This is a genomic window from Paenibacillus sp. YYML68 (genome assembly GCF_027923405.1).
Taxonomy (GTDB): Bacteria; Bacillota; Bacilli; order Paenibacillales; family NBRC-103111; genus Paenibacillus_G.
This window is the reverse complement of record NZ_BQYI01000001.1, coordinates 2,670,837-2,686,863: the sequence shown is the minus strand read 5'-3', so window position 1 is coordinate 2,686,863 and position 16,027 is coordinate 2,670,837. Positions and strand designations below refer to the sequence as shown.

Sequence of the window (16,027 nt, the reverse complement as noted above, 5' to 3'; positions counted from 1 at the left end):
GCCCTCGGCCTTACGCTGAGCGGCTCTTTTCCTTATAATACAATATAGAGTGATGCCAAGAAGGAGATATGACGATGAAGCAACGAATGATAGACCGCATTCAAGAGCTGCATGAAGAATGGTTCGAGCTGGCCGCCTTCATTGGCAGTCATCCAGAGCTCGGCCATGAGGAATGGCAGGCTGCGGCCCGACTTACGAGCACACTCGCGCGGCATGGGTTTATTGTGGAGACACCGGTGCTCGACCTCCCTACTGCGTTCATCGCCACGTACAAGGCGGCGAAGCCAGGTCCGACGATCGCATTCCTGTGCGAGTACGACGCCCTCCCCGACCTCGGTCATGCATGCGGCCATCATCTGATTGCTACGATGGGAGTCGCCGCGGCGGTCGGCTTGCTGGCAACAATTGAGGAGACCGGCGGTACGATTCGCGTCTACGGTACGCCAGCCGAGGAGACGAAGGGCGCGAAGGTGACGATGGCGGAGGCCGGTCTCTTCGACGACGTTGACGCAGCGCTGATGGCTCACCCGTATTATGCGTATGAGAAGTCGGGCAGCTCGCTAGCGATGGATGCGATCCAGTTCGAATTCTTCGGCAAGGCAGCCCATGCGGCGGCAAGCCCTCATGACGGTATCAATGCGCTCGATGCTGTCCTGCTGCTGTTCCAGTCCATCGCGCTGCTCAGGCAGCAGGTGCGCAGCGACGCCAGGCTGCACGGTATTATTACAGAGGGCGGCAAGGCGCCTAACATTATACCGGATTACGCGGCGGCACAGTTCTACATCCGGGCAGCTGATCGCCCATATACGAATGAGCTCGTTCAGCGCGTCCTTCGCTGCGCCGAGGGTGCGGCGCTTGCGACAGGCTGCACGATGAAGTGGTCGAATTACGAGTACTCCTATGATGAGCTGGCCACGAATGAGCCGCTGTCTGAGGCATTCACACAGAACTTAATCGCACTCGGCGTAGCACCGAGCGCCATTCAGTGCGGCAACGACCACGGCTCGCTTGACCTTGGCAACGTGTCCGTCCACTGCCCCGCTATTCACCCGTTCATCCAAGTCGTGGATGAGCCGTATATGCTGCATACGACACAATTTCGCGATGCTGCCATGCTTCCCCGCGCCTTCGAAGGGATGCTCCTCGGCGCTCAAGCGCTTGCCGCAACGGCGTACGACGTTGTTGCGACTCCTGAGCTGCTGGCACGCGTCCGCACCACCTTCCATGCTTACAAAGCAAGCCAATCTGTTTGATTGGCTTGCTTTTGTCGTACGATGAGGAACCAGTTATCTCCATGTCGCAACCGTTCGTAAGCGGAGCATAATACAACGGGTAGCGCTCAAGCTGAGGCTTCAGCCAGCGTAGTAAGCGTTATGCCGGTACTTTACGGATCGCTTACTGCTGCGTATTACCGCATGTGAACTTGTCAGCTGCTGGAAAGGTGGATCACTCGTTTGCAAAGTGGAAAAACGAAGGATTTAATTGCGGCCGCATCCGTGCCTCTCATTATGACACTGGGCAACTCGATGCTCATCCCGGTATTGCCTCTGCTGCGCAAGGAGCTGCACATTACATCGTTCCAGACGAGCTTACTCATTACGGTATACTCTGTCGTCGCGATTGTACTCATACCGATCGCAGGATATTTATCCGACAAGTTCGGCCGTAAAAAAGTGATGATTCCGAGTCTAATTATCGCGGGACTCGGCGGCTTGCTGTGCGGTACAGCGGCATGGTTCGCGGGGACGTGGACATTCACGATCATCTTGATCGGACGGTTCATACAAGGTATCGGAGCTGCAGGCGCGGCCCCCATCGTCATGCCCTTAGTCGGAGATATGTTTAAGCAGGAGAGCGATGTCAGCTCGGCGCTCGGTATGATCGAAACGTCCAACACGTTCGGTAAAGTAGCAAGTCCTATACTCGGCTCATTGCTCGCATTATGGGCCTGGTATGTGGTGTTCTTATCTATTCCGGTACTGAGTCTTCTCTCTGTCGTACTCGTGATGCTTCTGATTAAAGCCCCAGCTCAAGAATCAAGCGGCGGGAACGGCAAGCAGCTCCGATTCAAGGAATTCTTATCGTCTTTAGTCCAAATCGCACATCAAGAAGGCCGCTGGCTGTCGGCGATCTTCACGATCGGCGTCGTCGCGATGTTCGTCTTATTCGGGGTGCTGTTCTACTTATCCGATGTGCTGGAGGGGCTGTTCGACATTCACGGCGTATGGAAGGGTGTGCTGCTCGCCATCCCGTTATCCGCCTTGTGTCTGTCGTCTTATATCACAGGGCGCATTATCGGTGAGAACAAGCCAAGAATGAAGTGGCTCGGAGTAGGCGGTCTTGCTCTCCTCACCATATCGATGGCAGGCATCGCTTGGTTCGGACTCAATCCGCTCTGGCTGCTATTCGTCTGGGTCGGCCTTGGCGGCATCGGCATCGGCGTCGCGCTGCCCTGTATGGACGCGCTCATCACCGAAGGGATCGAGAAGCAGCAGCGGGGCACCGTTACATCGGTGTACAGCAGCATGCGCTTCATCGGCGTGGCGGCAGGTCCTCCGGCGGTGTCGCTCTCGATGATCTGGTCAGCTGCAGGCACGTTCTGGGCGATGGGCGGCATCTCCGCCGCTGCACTGCTCGTGGCTCTGCTCGCGATCAAGCCGAAGAGTGGAGCATAATATACATGCCATGCTGGTATATATGCAAGCAAGGCTGAGCGAGCGCTCAGCCTTGACTTTTGAACAAGAGGTGAATGCCCCTTTATGTATCGCTAGCATGGAGAGATTGTTCATCATCTCTATTGGTTGAATGCTCCGCACTGCATTGATTGCAGTAGCCCAATATATCGAAGCGATGATTGACCACCTGGAAGTTATCTGGAAGATTCGGCATATGCTTCATCGGGCAAAACTCGAACGGCACCGTCTTCTCACAGCTCATGCAGATGAGGTGGTGGTGATGATGAGAGTGGCAGCGCGCACGGAATTTCAGTCCATCCTTCAAGTAGATCTGCTCCAGCACGCCCATCTCGCTAAGCAGCCTAATATTGCGATACACCGTATCAAAGCTGACGCCCGGGTATGAAGACTTCATGTATTCATAGACATCCTTGGGCGACAAGTAGCCGTGCGTTTTGGCGAATAGCGCAGCAAGCGTCTTCCGCTGGTCCGTAATGCGCCAGCCCTTCATCGACATCGCTGCTACGATCGCTTCGATCGTCTCCTGTACGTTGTGCTCATGATTTCCCATAGCGACCTCTTCTCTCGTCCTTCTAGGCGTGTCGTGCGCCCTCTTCCATAATGACTCATGTCATCCTGTACAGTCAAGCAGACGACGTAGCATTCTCTTCTTCTAATGCGTTCAGCTTGGCCATAAGCTGGGAAGGATCGAAGTGCTCGCCGATAAATACTGCGACGCTCGGGACGTCCTGCTTCGGTGCGATCTTCATGTAATCCGCCTGCTTGTACGCATACTGGAACCAGAACGGACTCGTCGTATCTGTGAATCGCAGCACACCCTTCGCGCGGAAAATGTCGTCTGGCAGCTCGGCTACGAGCGCTTCGAATTTCTCACTGTCAATCGGCTTCTTAAAATAGTGCGTGTGCACCATCACATGGCGGTGGGAATGGTGATGCTGGGCAGCAGTCGGGCAGCTGTCTGGAGCGTGGTCCTCATGGTTGCAGCTTCCAGGTGCCGTGTGCTCATGTGCAGCTTGTGCATGCCCTTCGTGGGTGCAGCTTCCAGGTGCCGTGTGCTCATGTGCAGCGTCTCGGGCTACGACTTCGCGCTCGATAGGTGTAGCTATTGCGCTGTCGTAGCTCGCCTGCCGGTGGCGCTCCTCGACTCCGCCCTCCAGACGCTCGAGCACGCTCATCTCGATCACACTTCGCACGGTCCGAATGATTGGCGCCGCAGGATTCAGCTCGCGGATCAGCGTCTCCAGCTGTACCCACTCGCTCGGCGGGACAAGGTCGGTCTTGTTCAGCAGCAGCAGCGTCGCGCACCGGATCTGATCGGCCATAAGCCGGTACGTCTTCCCCTTGCGGTTGACCGACTTCTCCGCCAGCTGCTGCGCATCGACGACCGTAATGACAGAGGCTAGCTTGACCTCCGTCAGTAATGATGCGTCTGTTACGCCATCGAGCATCTCTAGCGGATTCGCCGCTCCCGTTGATTCGACTAGAATGACATCCGGCTGATGCTCATCGACGAGCTGCTTCAGCTCCATGCCGAGATCGCCGCGAATCGTACAGCAGATGCAGCCGCCGAGCAGCTCTGTCATCGGCACGGTTGCATCGACGAGTGTACCGTCGAGATTGACCTCGCCGAGCTCATTCATAAGTACGGCCGGCTTGCGGCCGCTTTCCCGGTAATAGTCGATCGCTTGCGTCAGCAGCGTCGTTTTGCCGCTGCCGAGGAAGCCGCTTAATATATGTACAGGTACCGCTTGCTTCATCGGTTTTCCTCCATTTTTTTCTTCACATTGTAATGGGGGTTACGGGTATTGTCAAACGATGGAGCTTGTCCAGCGCCGCGAACCGACATCTCCTTCCGACAAAGCTCGCAAGCGCTTCAATAGATGTCGATAGATGGCAGTAGCGCCTCTTCATGGAAAAAGTCTATAATCGACATCATATGCGATCATTTGCTGGAGGTGTGTAACGTGTCGAAGCTACGCATTGAACCTACTATTCAAATCGACCCGACCTTCGCCTATTATGTCGATCGCTCGGAGGCTAGCGTTGCGGCCGAGCTGCGGCAGGCCGGCTACAGGGCGGTGCGTTATTTCATCACCGACGATACGGAGGTGAATGGTCCACTCGTGCAGGCGTTAGTCGATCAAGGCATCGAGGTGTGGGCGATGACACTCGGCAATGGCACTTACCGAACGGCCAATATGCCGAGCGATTGGCGAAGCTGGCGTATGGAGCTGCTGAAGCCGGTGAACGACGGCTTCGAACGGCTATCCCCGTTCAGCGATGGCTATACCAGGTGGAAGAAGGCAGCGCTGTCGAAGCTTCTGCGAACCTATCCGTTCAGCGGCGTGGACATTGCTGAATGCTATTTTCCCGAGTGGAATGGATTGTCTACTGGCATCTATGGCGACATCGGACCTCATGGGCTGGAGGCATTCCGACGGTTCAGTGGTGGGCATGAGATGCCGGAGTTCAGGAACAAGCGGTCGCCTCGGTATTATAAGAATGATCGATCGCGCTATGCGCTCTGGGTGGAATGCCGAGTGGAGTCGGTGAACCGGCTGGTCGATGAGCTGGTCAACGGTGTCGGCGGCATACGGGATTCGAGGCGAGACGTCCGTGTCGCTACGTGGTCGCTCGCGATCAATGCCGGTCGCAGCGGCCCTGCCACACTTCGGGAGCTGCAAGGGCTTGACGCATGCGCGATGATCCGACTCGTGAAGCCTGATGCCCACATGCTTCAGACGCACTGGCCGGACTGGACGAAGCTGTGGTTGACACCGAGCTATGTAGGGCGCTACGAGCCTTATCTCTCAGCGATTCGTTCGGAGTTCCCCCAGCTGCCCGTCGGCATTCAGACGGACATCGGCTCACTGCCGCACATGCGACGAAGCGCCTCCTGGCTGCGACGCTTCGCACATGAAACGATGCACCAGCATTACAGCTTCTGGACGGCCTACGAATATTCAATCGGCCGCTCGATGTATACCGAGCCTCCATTGCCGCTGTCCGCGACGCGAGTTAGCCTGGAATGTTTGCTGATCTCCTTCTCGAAGCGAATCGATCCGGACTCTGCAGCGGTTGCCGCGTATTATGTTCATTGGGCTGGTAATGGAAGCCGCCAGCGTGCAAGCGTGAGCGAGGTGTCTACAGACGGTCATCAGCTGCTGCTCCGTTCGATGTATTGGCCTCCTGGCCGCTTCGAGCTGGAGATTAGCGGAGTGCGTGACACACCCGAGCGGTGGCTGGTGAAGGGACAGTCGGCCAATGTGACACCGGGAGGTAGTGTGGTGCGGGTGGAGGGGTGTTAGTGGATGTGATAGTAGACATAATATTAATATACATAATTTTTATTATGTAACCTTTTTTTTGATCGATACGATCTAATGGGTTCTTAGTTACGAGTTGAAATCTCGGTACGAATGTACGATTTGACCAAGGCATGGATTGAAGCTCGAATGGGACAAGACTTGACTCGATTCAATGCGAATCGACCTGCGATGATGTAAGCCCGCTCGGACCTAACCATCGTCACCTGTCTGAGCGAAGCCAGCAAGATGCGAATCCCGCTGAGCCGATAGGCTGAGCCAACCGCAGCATCTCTGAGCTGGTCTAAGCACATCCAAGTCCCGCGCATGAGGCCCGAAGCCTTGAATCTCGATCCCTACCTTCGCTCCGTTCGGCATATAGGCAAGGTCGATATATCGGTAGCCACGATGGATGTCCACCACCTCCCATTCTGCGTGCAGATGATCAAAGTGCCCGACAGCAGGAAACCATACTTTACGAAGAAACTGTACCGTTCCGTGTCAGAGTCCTCTAGCGAGCAGCTCGCATCTTCTAACGTTCTGCTCGTGCTGAAGCTGCTCCTCCATCCATTGTTCATACATTTCATCAAACCTCGACATCCCTCTTCCTCCCATCGGAAAATAAAAAGCCAGCGCCTCAACTGCAGCACAAAAAATCATATATAAACTATTGCTTATATAACGAAATAATTATATATTATTCATATTGCGTCATAGCACAGCATGAATGCTAATGAATGAGGTGAACGAATTGGAACAGCTTGGGGTGATGAGTGAGCAATATAAGCTGCTGGGGGATAAATCGCGGCTGACGATTTTAGCCTTTCTCAGAGAACGGGAGCTATGTGTCTGTGAGATTGTGGATCTGCTGAAGATGTCCCAGCCCAACGTAAGTCAGCATCTGCGTAAGCTGAAGGCGGCGGGGCTTGTGCAGGAGAATCGCAAAGGTCAGTGGATCTATTATGCCTTGACCGTCAGCGATAAGCCTCATATCGAGGCTGCACTAAGCTATATCCCGTCGTTGCAAGAAGAACTCGACACGATCACACCGGCTTGCTGTGAATGATGGATGGAGGATTTATGACTACATTAGCTATCGTTATTTTTGTTTTGACGTTGACCTTCGTCATCTGGCAGCCCAAGGGCTTGAGCATCGGCTGGTCAGCGAGCGCAGGCGCCGTTCTCGCGCTGCTGTGCGGAGTCGTGAGTCTGCAGGACGTCGCGACCGTTACCGGAATTGTATGGAATGCAACGCTAGCCTTTGTTGCGATCATACTCATCTCGTTAATATTGGATGAAATTGGATTTTTCGAGTGGTCCGCCCTTCATATGGCCCGTATTGCCAAGGGGAACGGCACGCTCATGTTCATTTATGTGATTTTGCTCGGAGCGGCGGTTGCAGCCTTCTTCGCGAACGACGGAGCGGCCTTGATCTTAACGCCGATCGTGCTGGCGATGGTGCGAGCGTTGAAGTTCGATGACAAGATGGTGCTCCCGTTCATTATGGCGAGTGGATTCATTGCCGACACGACCTCACTACCGTTCGTCGTTAGTAACCTGGTGAACATCGTATCCGCCGACTTCTTCGGCATCGGGTTCGTCGAGTACGCGAGCCGCATGTTCGTCGTTAGCTTGTTCTCCTTGGGCGCGAGCATTGCCGTGCTGTACTTATTCTTCCGCCGCAGCATTCCGGCAAGCTATGAGCTGTCGCAGCTGAAGAAGCCAGAGGACGCGATCAAGGACCGTCGATTGTTCCAGCTGTCTTGGATCATTCTAGCGGTGCTGCTGATCGCCTATATGGTCAGCGAGTTTATTCACGTTCCGGTCTCGATTATTGCCGGTGTCGCCGCTCTCGTCTTTATCGGATTCGCTCGACGCAGTGAAGCGGTCAAGACGAAGCAGCTGATTAAGAACGCGCCATGGACGGTTGTTGTCTTCTCCATCGGGATGTATGTCGTCGTCTATGGTCTGCGGAATGTCGGGCTGACGGATGCGCTCGGACAGCTCATTGATTCCTTCGCGGGTCATGGCTTGCTCGCAGCGACTGTTGGTATGGGCTTCCTCGCGGCGATTCTGTCCTCGATCATGAACAACATGCCTACCGTGATGATTGATGCGCTCGCGATCCAGGGAACGCAGACGGATGGCGTTATCCGCGAAGGCTTGATCTATGCGAACGTCATCGGCTCTGATCTCGGTCCGAAGATTACGCCGATCGGCTCACTCGCGACACTGCTCTGGCTTCATGTGCTCTCTCTGAAGGGAGTCAAGATTACGTGGGGCTACTACTTCCGAATCGGAGTCGTGCTCACGATTCCGACCTTGCTGATCACACTAGTCGGGCTGTACCTATGGCTTTCCGTTATTCATTAAACGATCACATATCGTACACTACACCGCACATTAAAGGAGACGAACTCACATGGAGAAGAAGCTGGTCTATTTCTTATGCACAGGTAACTCTTGCCGTTCCCAGATTGCTGATGGATTCCTACGAGCGCTGGGCAGCGAGCAATACGAGGTACGAAGCGCTGGTCTGGAGGCGCACGGTCTGAACCCTAGAGCCGTTGCTATCATGAATGAAGCGGGCATCGATATTTCGAGCCATACGTCAGACGTGATTGACCCTGAGATCCTGAGCCAAGCCGACTACATCATTACGCTGTGCGGTCATGCCAACGATCATTGCCCTGTCGTACATAACGATAAGGCCGTCAGATGGCATTGGGGCTTCGAGGACCCGGCCAAGGCAACAGGGACAGAGGACGAAATTACAGCGAAGTTCCGCGAAGTTCGGGATAGCATCAAGGCCCGCATCGAGCAGTTCGTGAAGGAAGGCAAGTAATGACCAAAAACTACCAAAGTCTCGTCGAGGATCGCATCTTCTTCGGCGGCGCAGCCGATGTCGAAGCGATGCTCCACAATGAAGGAATCGAGGTCGTCGTAGATCTTCGCGGCGAAGCTGAGCAATGCGCCTACCCGCATGCAAGCCTCCAGTGGATTCAAGTTCCACTCGGCGATCAGGCTGAAGGACCCCAGGATCAACTGTTCGCAGAAGCGATTAATCACGTGCTAGCAGCTTACGAGAGCGGCAAGAAGGTCGGCTTCCACTGCGGCGGCGGGAGTGGCCGCACAGGTGCGGTAGCTGCAGGCACACTGCTGAAGCTTGGCAAAGCATCGACGCTGGACGAAGCCGAAGCGCTGGCGAAGAGTATTCGACCGAAGGTAAATATTAAACCGCCGCAGCGCGAGGCGCTGGAGTCGATTTTCAAGCGTTAAGTCCGCGCAATGGCAGCTGCAGCATGACACGGAAGTACCGAGCGAGCGCTCGGTACTTTTTTCAGTTACAATAGTGCCCCTTCATACATCTGCCGCCAGCGGCTCAGCCTCTCCAGCATCACCTGACGATACGAAGCAGGCTCCAAGATCTCCGCATCCGGTCCGTACTGCGCCAGCCAGCCGAGGAACTCTCGGTCATGGTTCAGCGTCACCTGGAACAGCAGCTCGCCTCCTGGCAGCTCGGTCAGCTTCGGATGGACGAATAGCTCCTCCTCCTTCACATACCGGGCCGCATTCGCCGAGAACTTAATCTTAAACGTTATCTGCTCCTCCCCTCGCTCGATCGACCACGTATTCCGCAAGTAGGCACGCAGGTTGAAGTCCGCCTTATCGAACGATTGCTCCGTTACCTCCACACTCCGAAACCGGCTCACACGGAACGTACGCACCTGCTGCGCGTTATGGCAATAGCCAATCACGTAGAAGCGGTTCTCCCGTGGGACCAAGTAATACGGATCGATCAGCCTCTTAGACAGCTCATTGCGGCTCTGCGTATAGTAAGCAGCTTCGATCGTCTTCTGCGACAGTGTCGCCTGAATGATCGGGAACAAATAATGCGAGCCCTCCTCCCGATAGGCAGGCGTCCCCATCTGTATAATGTCCGCGACCTGTTCGAGAACGTCGGCCTGTCGCGACTTCTCCTTACGGTGCGTCGCCATCACCTTCTCATACGCTGTCTCGAAGCCAGGAGGAACGAGCGGCTTCACCTGCTCCAGCACGGACGGCAGCATGGAGAAGGCAAGCGCCTCCTCCTCCGTCCAATTCATCGGATACATCGAGAAATTGCCGATGAAGCTGTAGCCGCGTCCATGACCGAGATTCGTCATCGGAATGCCCATCGCGCTCAGCGTCTCGAAGTCACGATAAATCGTGCGCTCGGTCGTCTCGCAGCGCTCGGCCAGTTCCTTCGCCAAGATGCCGGGCTTGCCCTGCACCAGATTAATAATGCGCATTAACCGAATTAATTTGTCCGTCATTCCAGCACCGCCTAGAGATATGTGTAATCTACTGCTCATCCATCGCCTGCAGCAGCTGTGCAGCACGTCCGTGCAGGACGAGATCGAAGCGATGATCCTCACCCGTCTCCTCCGCATTCAACAGAATCAGCGTCCCATCCGTCAGGAACGGAAGCTGGTTCACCGGATACACCTGCAAGCTCGTCCCGATGACGAGCACGACATCCGCAGCCCGAATCGCCGCAAGCGATGCGTGCCATGCTTCCTCGGGAAGCTGCTCCCCGAACAGAACGACATCTGGACGAAGGCGCCCTCCACACGTGCAAGGCGCACGATCCAAGAAGGCCTGCTCCGCCCCAGGTCGACCGCACGACGCACAGCGGAAATGCCGGATCGAGCCGTGCAGCTCCTGCACGTTCCGGTTACCCGCCGCTTGATGGAGTCCGTCTACATTTTGCGTAGCGATCAACTGAAGGCGACCTTGGTGCTCCCACTTACTCAGGATCGAATGCCCGTTGTGCGGACGCACCTCCCTCAGCTGCTCAATTCTCGCTGCATAGAAGGCGTGGAACAGCTCATAGCGGTGCTCCAGCGCCTCCGTCGTTGCGACCGTTCGCGGATCGATCTGACGCCACCAGCCCGACGGCGAACGGAAGTCCGGAATGCCTGCCTCGACCGAGCAGCCTGCGCCCGTCATGACAACTGCACGGGAAGCGTTCTTCAACACGTCTGCTGCTTGCTTCAGCATGTTGTGCACATCTGACACACCGTACACCTCCTTATCATTCACCTGCCATTATACATCGAAAGCACTGTCAACGTATACCAATACGTAGCCGTCGGACATACTACCGCTTACATAATGATGGAAGGAGCAATCTATCATGAATTCAGCCATCTTGAAGCAGGAACGGGCGAACGCGGTCAGTCACGGCATTGGGGCTGTGCTGAGCGTAGCCGCGCTAGTTCTGCTGCTGGAGCGCTCTATTCGTTACGGCACGATCTGGCATGTCATTAGCTTCGCCATATTCGGAGTGACGATGCTGCTCGTCTACGTATCGTCGACCTTGCTGCATAGCGCTCGGGACGAGCGTTGGATCGAGAGGTTCGAGAAGATGGATCATGCGGCTATTTTTCTACTCATTGGAGGCACGTACACCCCCTACCTGCTCGTTACGCTGCGAGGATCGCTGGGCCTTAGCTTTCTGGCTATCGTCTGGTCGCTTGCGCTCGGAGGGCTCGTGTTCAAGCTGCGCAACATGTATCGCTACCATCGGACGACGACCTTCTTCTACATCGCGCTCGGCTGGATGATCATACTGCTATTCAAGCCTCTGCAAGAGCAGCTTCCTGTGCAAGGGCTGAGCTGGCTCGTCTACGGCGGAGCGCTGTACACGATCGGTACCGTTTTTTATTTATGGAGACGGGTCCCGTACCACCATGCGATCTGGCATACGTTCGTCATGGGGGGCAGCCTGTGTCACTTCATCTCGATCTATGTGTATGTGCTGCCAAGATGAGCTCATTATCGCTTCCTCTATAGCAGCATGATCGTCTATCTTGTGAAAATAGGTGCACCGTTCAACGGCTGTTTCATAGAATGCTATGGACAGCCAATTGAAGGGGGCATCATGAACTTATGTTGGACACGAAAAACCGCATCAAGCGGATCGAAGCTCGTTACGGTCGGAAAGTATGGGGACCGCGTGCCGTATACAGGTTAGCCGATAACGCGGTCAAAAAGCGCAAGCCGGTATCCATTATCCGACTTGGCGATGTGATGGCAAAGCTGCTAGCACGCCGTCAAGTGAAGTCGCTCAACTACGTGTCTCAATTCCTTGGGGTGAAGCTGCCGCCCTCCCCGAGGCTTCAGAACGACCTGGAGCAGTCGGTGAAGCATTCGGATCTTGTCGGACTCTCCCATTATCCGTCTAGCATCGGACAGCTGAAGGCATATATGCGTAAGAGCGGCTGGAAGCCGCGCCGTATTGCGGATTCGTTCGTGAACGATCTGATGTACAAGAACGGCTACCTGCATAAGCTCATGCGTTCACATCGTGTCGCACTCGTTGGACGCGCCGCTCCTGCTGCCGCCGCACGACTGCGCAAGCTCGGCTACCGGATCGTCATGACGTGCACGCTTGATCATTATAACGAAATGGAACGGGTGCTCGGCAAGCTGAAGCGCCGCAGACACGAGTACGACCTCGTGCTCGTTGGTGCAAGTGTACCTGGGCGTATCCTGTGCACGAAGATCAAGAGACGACTTGGCCGTTCGGCAATCGAGATCGGTCATATGATGGACGCCTTGGCGAAGCCGAGCGATTGGAAGCGTAAGGGCGACGTGCGCCGCACCGTGAAGTTCCGCTGGATGCGCAAGCTGAAGGCGAGAAGCAAGAAGAAGTAAGTAGGAGTAAGTAGGAGCAAGAAAGAGATAGATAGGCAGCCTGCCACGGTGTGGCTGACGTGTCCTTATGTACAGCCCAACGCTAGTCTGACAACAGCAAGATGCCGCATTCCTCTCGAGCAGAGGGATGCGGCTTCTTGTTCATGAGGAGTCTGGTTTTCAGCGTGTTCTGGTCCTCTCATGTCATGTGCTAACGATTCAGCCTATCGGCGAAGACGCTTGTACTGGTAATAGAGGAAGCAGCCGACGCAGAAGCCGCACAGCGCAACAAGCGCTGCGACGGCAACGATGCCTGCGAACAGATAGCCGAGCAGTCCGTCGCGGTCAAGCCAGAAGGCAAGCATCGAGCACGTCAGCATGCCGACCGCGATCGAGTTGTTGAACCGTGTTAGCTCCATTGCTTCAGTCGGCCCTGACATTGCTGCTTTGCGCAGGAACGGTGAGGCCAGCTGCACGAACAGATTCACCTTCAGCCCGCGCCACAGCGTAATCACTTGCACGGCCCACAAGGCGGCAATGAGAATAGGCTGCTGCAGGATCGAAGCCAGTACGATCATCAGAACGATTCCTGCCTGGTTCGCGCGGACGAAAGCGCGTGGTATTTCGTTCATTTGCTTCATTGGGAGTGACCTCGCTTGTTAATAAATATTGGCGAACAAGCCTGTAGGTAGCCTAGTCCGCCTCCAGCCGCAGCTCGCCTGTATTCCGGTTGTGCAGCTTTAGCTTGCCCTGTACGGGGCGGCCCTCTTCATCCTGCAGCTTCATACGTGGTGTGTAGCCGACTTGGAGCAAGTGCGCCATGTCGGATTCGGAAAGTGACACACCATAGCTGTCCTTCCACACGACGAAGCTGCAGCCGGACTTGTAGGCGCTGCAGCCGTAGCCGCGCTTGCCGCGAATGATGCGCCCGCCGCAGCCCGCCCTCGGGCATTCGCCGACCGCGGCGAATGCTTGCGGCATCGCTGCGGCGTCTGGCGGCGCCTGCTGCGCAGACGGGCGCTTCGCGCTGGCAGCGCCCTCCGCTGCGGCTGCGCTTCGCCCGCGTGCCGCGCCAGCCTTCGGCGCGGCTGCTGCGCTGGCAGCGCCCTCCGCTGCGGCTGCGCTTCGCCCGCGTGCTGCGCCAGCCTTCGGCGCGGCTGCTGCGCTGGCAGCCCCCTCCGCTGCGGCTGCGCTTCGCCCGCGTGCCGCGCCAGCCTTCGGCGCCGCTGCTGCGCTGGCAGCGCCCTCCGCTGCGGCTGCGCTCCGCCCGCGTGCCGCGCCAGCCTTCGGCGCGGCTGCTGCGCTGGCAGCGCCCTCCGCTGCGGCTGCGCTTCGCCCGCGTGCTGCGCCAGCCTTCGGCGCGGCTGCTGCGCTGGCTGCGCCCTTGCCGCGGCGCGCGGGGCCACCGCGCTTCGCGTCCGCGTCGTCTGCGGCCGTGCCGAACGCATCTCTAGCGGCGGGCTGCTGCAGACGTACCTTTTCCACGATGGACATCGTGAACTTTTTCACATTAAGCATGAACTGCTCGTCCGAGGCGGAGCCCCGTGCAATCTCATTCAAGCGACGCTCCCAGTGGCCTGTCATCTCCGGTGACGTCAACAGGTCTACGCCAGCGCCGCGAATGAGCTCAACAGCAGCCCGGCCCTTCGGTGTAATCTCGAGCCGCTTGCCCTTCATCACCGTATAGCCGACCTGCTTCAGCCGCTCGATGACCGCCGCCCGCGTCGCAGGCGTCCCAAGACCCGACAGCTTCATCGCATCGCGCAGCTCCTCATCCTCGATCTGCTTGCCAGCGCTCTCCATCGCCTTCAGCAGCGTACCCTCGGTATAAGGCTTCGGCGGCTTCGTCTGCCGCTCCTTCGCCGCGGACTTGCGGCACTTCACGCCCTGCTTCGGATCGACCGCGAACGGCGTGCTGATCTCATCCTCCGCCGAGCCCGGACCGTCGTCCTCATCGTCCTTGTCCGCCGCCTTCTTGCCGCCGCGAGCAAGCTTCGGTGCCTCCTTATCCTTCGCATCACCCGCGTAGACGAGCTTCCAGCCTAGAGACAGCTGCTCCTTCACCGTGCTCTTGAACCGCTCCGTCTCGCATTCGGTCAGAACCGTATGAATCTTATAAGTAGCCGGGGGGAAAAAGTGAGACAAAAACCGCTTCACAATCAAGTCGTACAGCTTCTGCTCATCCGGCGGCAGCGCTCCCGGCGTCTTGTGAGTCGGCAGGATCGCATGGTGATCCTCGACCTTCGACGGATTGCACACGGCCCGGTTGCCCGTATGGACGAACCGCTTGTCCGCTTCGTTCACGAGCGGAGCATAAGACGTCCGCCGCAGCTGCTCCAGCGTCCGGTGCATCTCCGGAATATTTTGCTCCGTGACATAGTTCGAATTCGTCCGCGGGTAGCTGATTGCCTTATGCTTCTCGTACAGCGTCTGCGCGAGGTCGAGCGTCTTCTTCGCGGAGAAGCCGTACTTCGCGTTCGCCTCCCGCTGCAGCAGCGTCAGATCATACAGCTTGTACGGATACTCCTTCGTATCCTTCACCTCGTAGCTGTCGATGCGACCTGCCTTCCCCTTCACACGAGCAGCAATGCCTTCGGCCTTCTCCTTATCCGTCAGACGCTCGCCCTGCCACAGTCCGCGGTACTCGGTTTCACCCTGTGAGAAGAACGCCTCCACCTCATAGAACGTGTTAGACTCGAACGCCTCAATCTCCTTCTGCCGATCGTACAGAATCGCCAGCACCGGCGTCTGCACTCGCCCGACCGACAGCAGCTCGCGGTGCTTCGTCGTGAACGCGCGCGAGCCGTTCATCCCGATCAGCCAGTCGGCCTCGCTGCGAGCCCGGGCCGCCCGCGTGAGCGGCTCGAACTCCTTGCCGTCGCGCAGCTCGGCGAACCCCTTGCGGATCGTCTCCGGCGTCAAGTCCGAGATCCATAGCCGCTTCACCGGCTGCTTCAGCTTCAGATGGCGCTGGATGAGCGAGAAGATGTGCTGACCCTCGCGCCCGGCGTCGCACGCATTGATGAGCACGTCGCACTGCGCCGCCAGCTCCTTGATCACCTTCAGCTGATCTTTCGTGCGCGGATTGACGACGAGCTTGAACGAATCCGGAATGATCGGCAGATCGGCGAAATTCCATTTTTTGTATCGCTCATCGTACAGGTCCGGCTCTGCCAGCCCGATCAGATGACCGATCGCCCACGTAATGATATATTGCTCTCCTGCGAGATATGTTCGGTTGTTCTTCGCCTTCGGCTCGATGGCAGCCGCAATGTTGCGCCCCATGTCCGGCTTCTCGGCGATGACTAATGTTTTCAAGCGGTAATCGGACCTCCCATGAGAACA

16 protein-coding genes are annotated in these 16,027 nt (G+C 56.7%); 9 read left to right on the top strand and 7 right to left on the bottom strand.

Annotated features, from left to right (window positions below; all coding sequences use genetic code 11):
• Positions 1–74 precede the first annotated feature (74 nt).
• Both PAE68_RS12345 and PAE68_RS12340 read left to right on the top strand, forming a co-directional pair.
• Positions 75–1,253 (top strand): M20 family metallopeptidase, encoded by a 1,179-nt coding sequence (locus PAE68_RS12345; RefSeq protein WP_281887400.1) that lies wholly within the window; start codon positions 75–77, stop codon positions 1,251–1,253.
• Between the two features lie 201 nt (positions 1,254–1,454).
• Positions 1,455–2,675, top strand: a complete 1,221-nt coding sequence (locus PAE68_RS12340; protein WP_281887399.1) for an MFS transporter — start codon at positions 1,455–1,457, stop codon at positions 2,673–2,675.
• Between the two features lie 82 nt (positions 2,676–2,757).
• Here the strand turns inward: PAE68_RS12340 and PAE68_RS12335 are convergent, their stop codons facing one another.
• Positions 2,758–3,246 (bottom strand): Fur family transcriptional regulator, encoded by a 489-nt coding sequence (locus tag PAE68_RS12335; RefSeq protein WP_281887398.1) that lies wholly within the window; start codon positions 3,244–3,246, stop codon positions 2,758–2,760.
• Between the two features lie 73 nt (positions 3,247–3,319).
• The gene (locus PAE68_RS12330) at positions 3,320–4,453 is read right to left on the bottom strand and encodes a CobW family GTP-binding protein (protein ID WP_281887397.1); all 1,134 of its coding nucleotides are present in this window, start codon (positions 4,451–4,453) and stop codon (positions 3,320–3,322) included.
• A gap of 207 nt (positions 4,454–4,660) precedes the next feature.
• On the opposite strand from PAE68_RS12330, the gene PAE68_RS12325 reads away from it, so the two are divergent.
• Positions 4,661–6,004 (top strand): N-acyl-D-glucosamine 2-epimerase, encoded by a 1,344-nt coding sequence (locus tag PAE68_RS12325; protein WP_281887396.1) that lies wholly within the window; start codon positions 4,661–4,663, stop codon positions 6,002–6,004.
• 210 nt (positions 6,005–6,214) lie between these two features.
• Here PAE68_RS12325 and PAE68_RS22825 read toward each other — a convergent pair whose 3' ends face one another.
• On the bottom strand, positions 6,215–6,421 hold the full coding sequence (locus PAE68_RS22825; protein ID WP_397378678.1) for a hypothetical protein: 207 nt from the start codon (positions 6,419–6,421) through the stop codon (positions 6,215–6,217).
• Positions 6,422–6,752: 331 nt separating this feature from the next.
• On the opposite strand from PAE68_RS22825, the gene PAE68_RS12315 reads away from it, so the two are divergent.
• From PAE68_RS12315 to PAE68_RS12300, 4 genes are read left to right on the top strand one after another with little or no spacing between them, the layout of a single operon-like run.
• Complete coding sequence (locus PAE68_RS12315; RefSeq protein ID WP_281887395.1) at positions 6,753–7,067, top strand: ArsR/SmtB family transcription factor; 315 nt, start codon at positions 6,753–6,755, stop codon at positions 7,065–7,067.
• A 14-nt stretch (positions 7,068–7,081) separates the two neighbouring features.
• Positions 7,082–8,374, top strand: coding sequence for an arsenic transporter (locus PAE68_RS12310; protein WP_281887394.1), 1,293 nt, complete (start codon positions 7,082–7,084; stop codon positions 8,372–8,374).
• 49 nt (positions 8,375–8,423) lie between these two features.
• A complete protein-coding gene (arsC, locus tag PAE68_RS12305) occupies positions 8,424–8,846 on the top strand; it encodes an arsenate reductase (thioredoxin) (RefSeq protein WP_281887393.1) in 423 nt (140 codons plus the stop codon).
• Entirely contained in the window at positions 8,846–9,280 is a 435-nt protein-coding gene (locus PAE68_RS12300) for a protein-tyrosine phosphatase family protein (RefSeq protein WP_281887392.1), read from the top strand. The genes arsC and PAE68_RS12300 overlap by 1 nt, the downstream gene beginning before the upstream one ends.
• A 65-nt stretch (positions 9,281–9,345) precedes the next feature.
• On the opposite strand, the gene PAE68_RS12295 is transcribed toward PAE68_RS12300, so the two are convergent.
• Both PAE68_RS12295 and PAE68_RS12290 read right to left on the bottom strand, forming a co-directional pair.
• The gene (locus PAE68_RS12295) at positions 9,346–10,317 is read right to left on the bottom strand and encodes a helix-turn-helix transcriptional regulator (RefSeq protein ID WP_281887391.1); all 972 of its coding nucleotides are present in this window, start codon (positions 10,315–10,317) and stop codon (positions 9,346–9,348) included.
• Positions 10,318–10,345: 28 nt separating this feature from the next.
• The gene (locus PAE68_RS12290; RefSeq protein ID WP_281891049.1) at positions 10,346–11,044 is read right to left on the bottom strand and encodes an SIR2 family NAD-dependent protein deacylase; all 699 of its coding nucleotides are present in this window, start codon (positions 11,042–11,044) and stop codon (positions 10,346–10,348) included.
• 136 nt (positions 11,045–11,180) lie between these two features.
• Between PAE68_RS12290 and trhA the strand changes: the two genes are divergently transcribed.
• On the top strand, positions 11,181–11,816 hold the full coding sequence (gene trhA, locus PAE68_RS12285) for a PAQR family membrane homeostasis protein TrhA (RefSeq protein WP_281887390.1): 636 nt from the start codon (positions 11,181–11,183) through the stop codon (positions 11,814–11,816).
• 119 nt (positions 11,817–11,935) lie between these two features.
• Positions 11,936–12,703: a GT-D fold domain-containing protein gene (locus PAE68_RS12280; RefSeq protein ID WP_281887389.1), complete on the top strand. Its 768-nt coding sequence runs from the start codon at positions 11,936–11,938 to the stop codon at positions 12,701–12,703.
• Between the two features lie 203 nt (positions 12,704–12,906).
• On the opposite strand, the gene PAE68_RS12275 is transcribed toward PAE68_RS12280, so the two are convergent.
• Together PAE68_RS12275 and PAE68_RS12270 are read right to left on the bottom strand one after the other, a co-directional pair.
• A complete protein-coding gene (locus PAE68_RS12275) occupies positions 12,907–13,323 on the bottom strand; it encodes a DUF4395 domain-containing protein (protein WP_281887388.1) in 417 nt (138 codons plus the stop codon).
• Between the two features lie 52 nt (positions 13,324–13,375).
• Positions 13,376–16,000, bottom strand: a complete 2,625-nt coding sequence (locus PAE68_RS12270; RefSeq protein WP_281887387.1) for a DNA topoisomerase 3 — start codon at positions 15,998–16,000, stop codon at positions 13,376–13,378.
• Positions 16,001–16,027: the final 27 nt, after the last annotated feature.

Coding starts and splice junctions, on each gene's coding strand:
- PAE68_RS12345 (WP_281887400.1), top strand. CDS start 75: ATGAAGCAACGAATGATAGACCGCATTCAAGAGCTGCATGAAGAATGG.
- PAE68_RS12335 (WP_281887398.1), bottom strand. CDS start 3,246: ATGGGAAATCATGAGCACAACGTACAGGAGACGATCGAAGCGATCGTA.
- PAE68_RS12330 (WP_281887397.1), bottom strand. CDS start 4,453: ATGAAGCAAGCGGTACCTGTACATATATTAAGCGGCTTCCTCGGCAGC.
- PAE68_RS12310 (WP_281887394.1), top strand. CDS start 7,082: ATGACTACATTAGCTATCGTTATTTTTGTTTTGACGTTGACCTTCGTC.
- arsC (WP_281887393.1), top strand. CDS start 8,424: ATGGAGAAGAAGCTGGTCTATTTCTTATGCACAGGTAACTCTTGCCGT.
- PAE68_RS12300 (WP_281887392.1), top strand. CDS start 8,846: ATGACCAAAAACTACCAAAGTCTCGTCGAGGATCGCATCTTCTTCGGC.
- PAE68_RS12295 (WP_281887391.1), bottom strand. CDS start 10,317: ATGACGGACAAATTAATTCGGTTAATGCGCATTATTAATCTGGTGCAG.
- PAE68_RS12290 (WP_281891049.1), bottom strand. CDS start 11,044: ATGCTGAAGCAAGCAGCAGACGTGTTGAAGAACGCTTCCCGTGCAGTT.
- trhA (WP_281887390.1), top strand. CDS start 11,181: ATGAATTCAGCCATCTTGAAGCAGGAACGGGCGAACGCGGTCAGTCAC.
- PAE68_RS12280 (WP_281887389.1), top strand. CDS start 11,936: ATGTTGGACACGAAAAACCGCATCAAGCGGATCGAAGCTCGTTACGGT.
- PAE68_RS12275 (WP_281887388.1), bottom strand. CDS start 13,323: ATGAAGCAAATGAACGAAATACCACGCGCTTTCGTCCGCGCGAACCAG.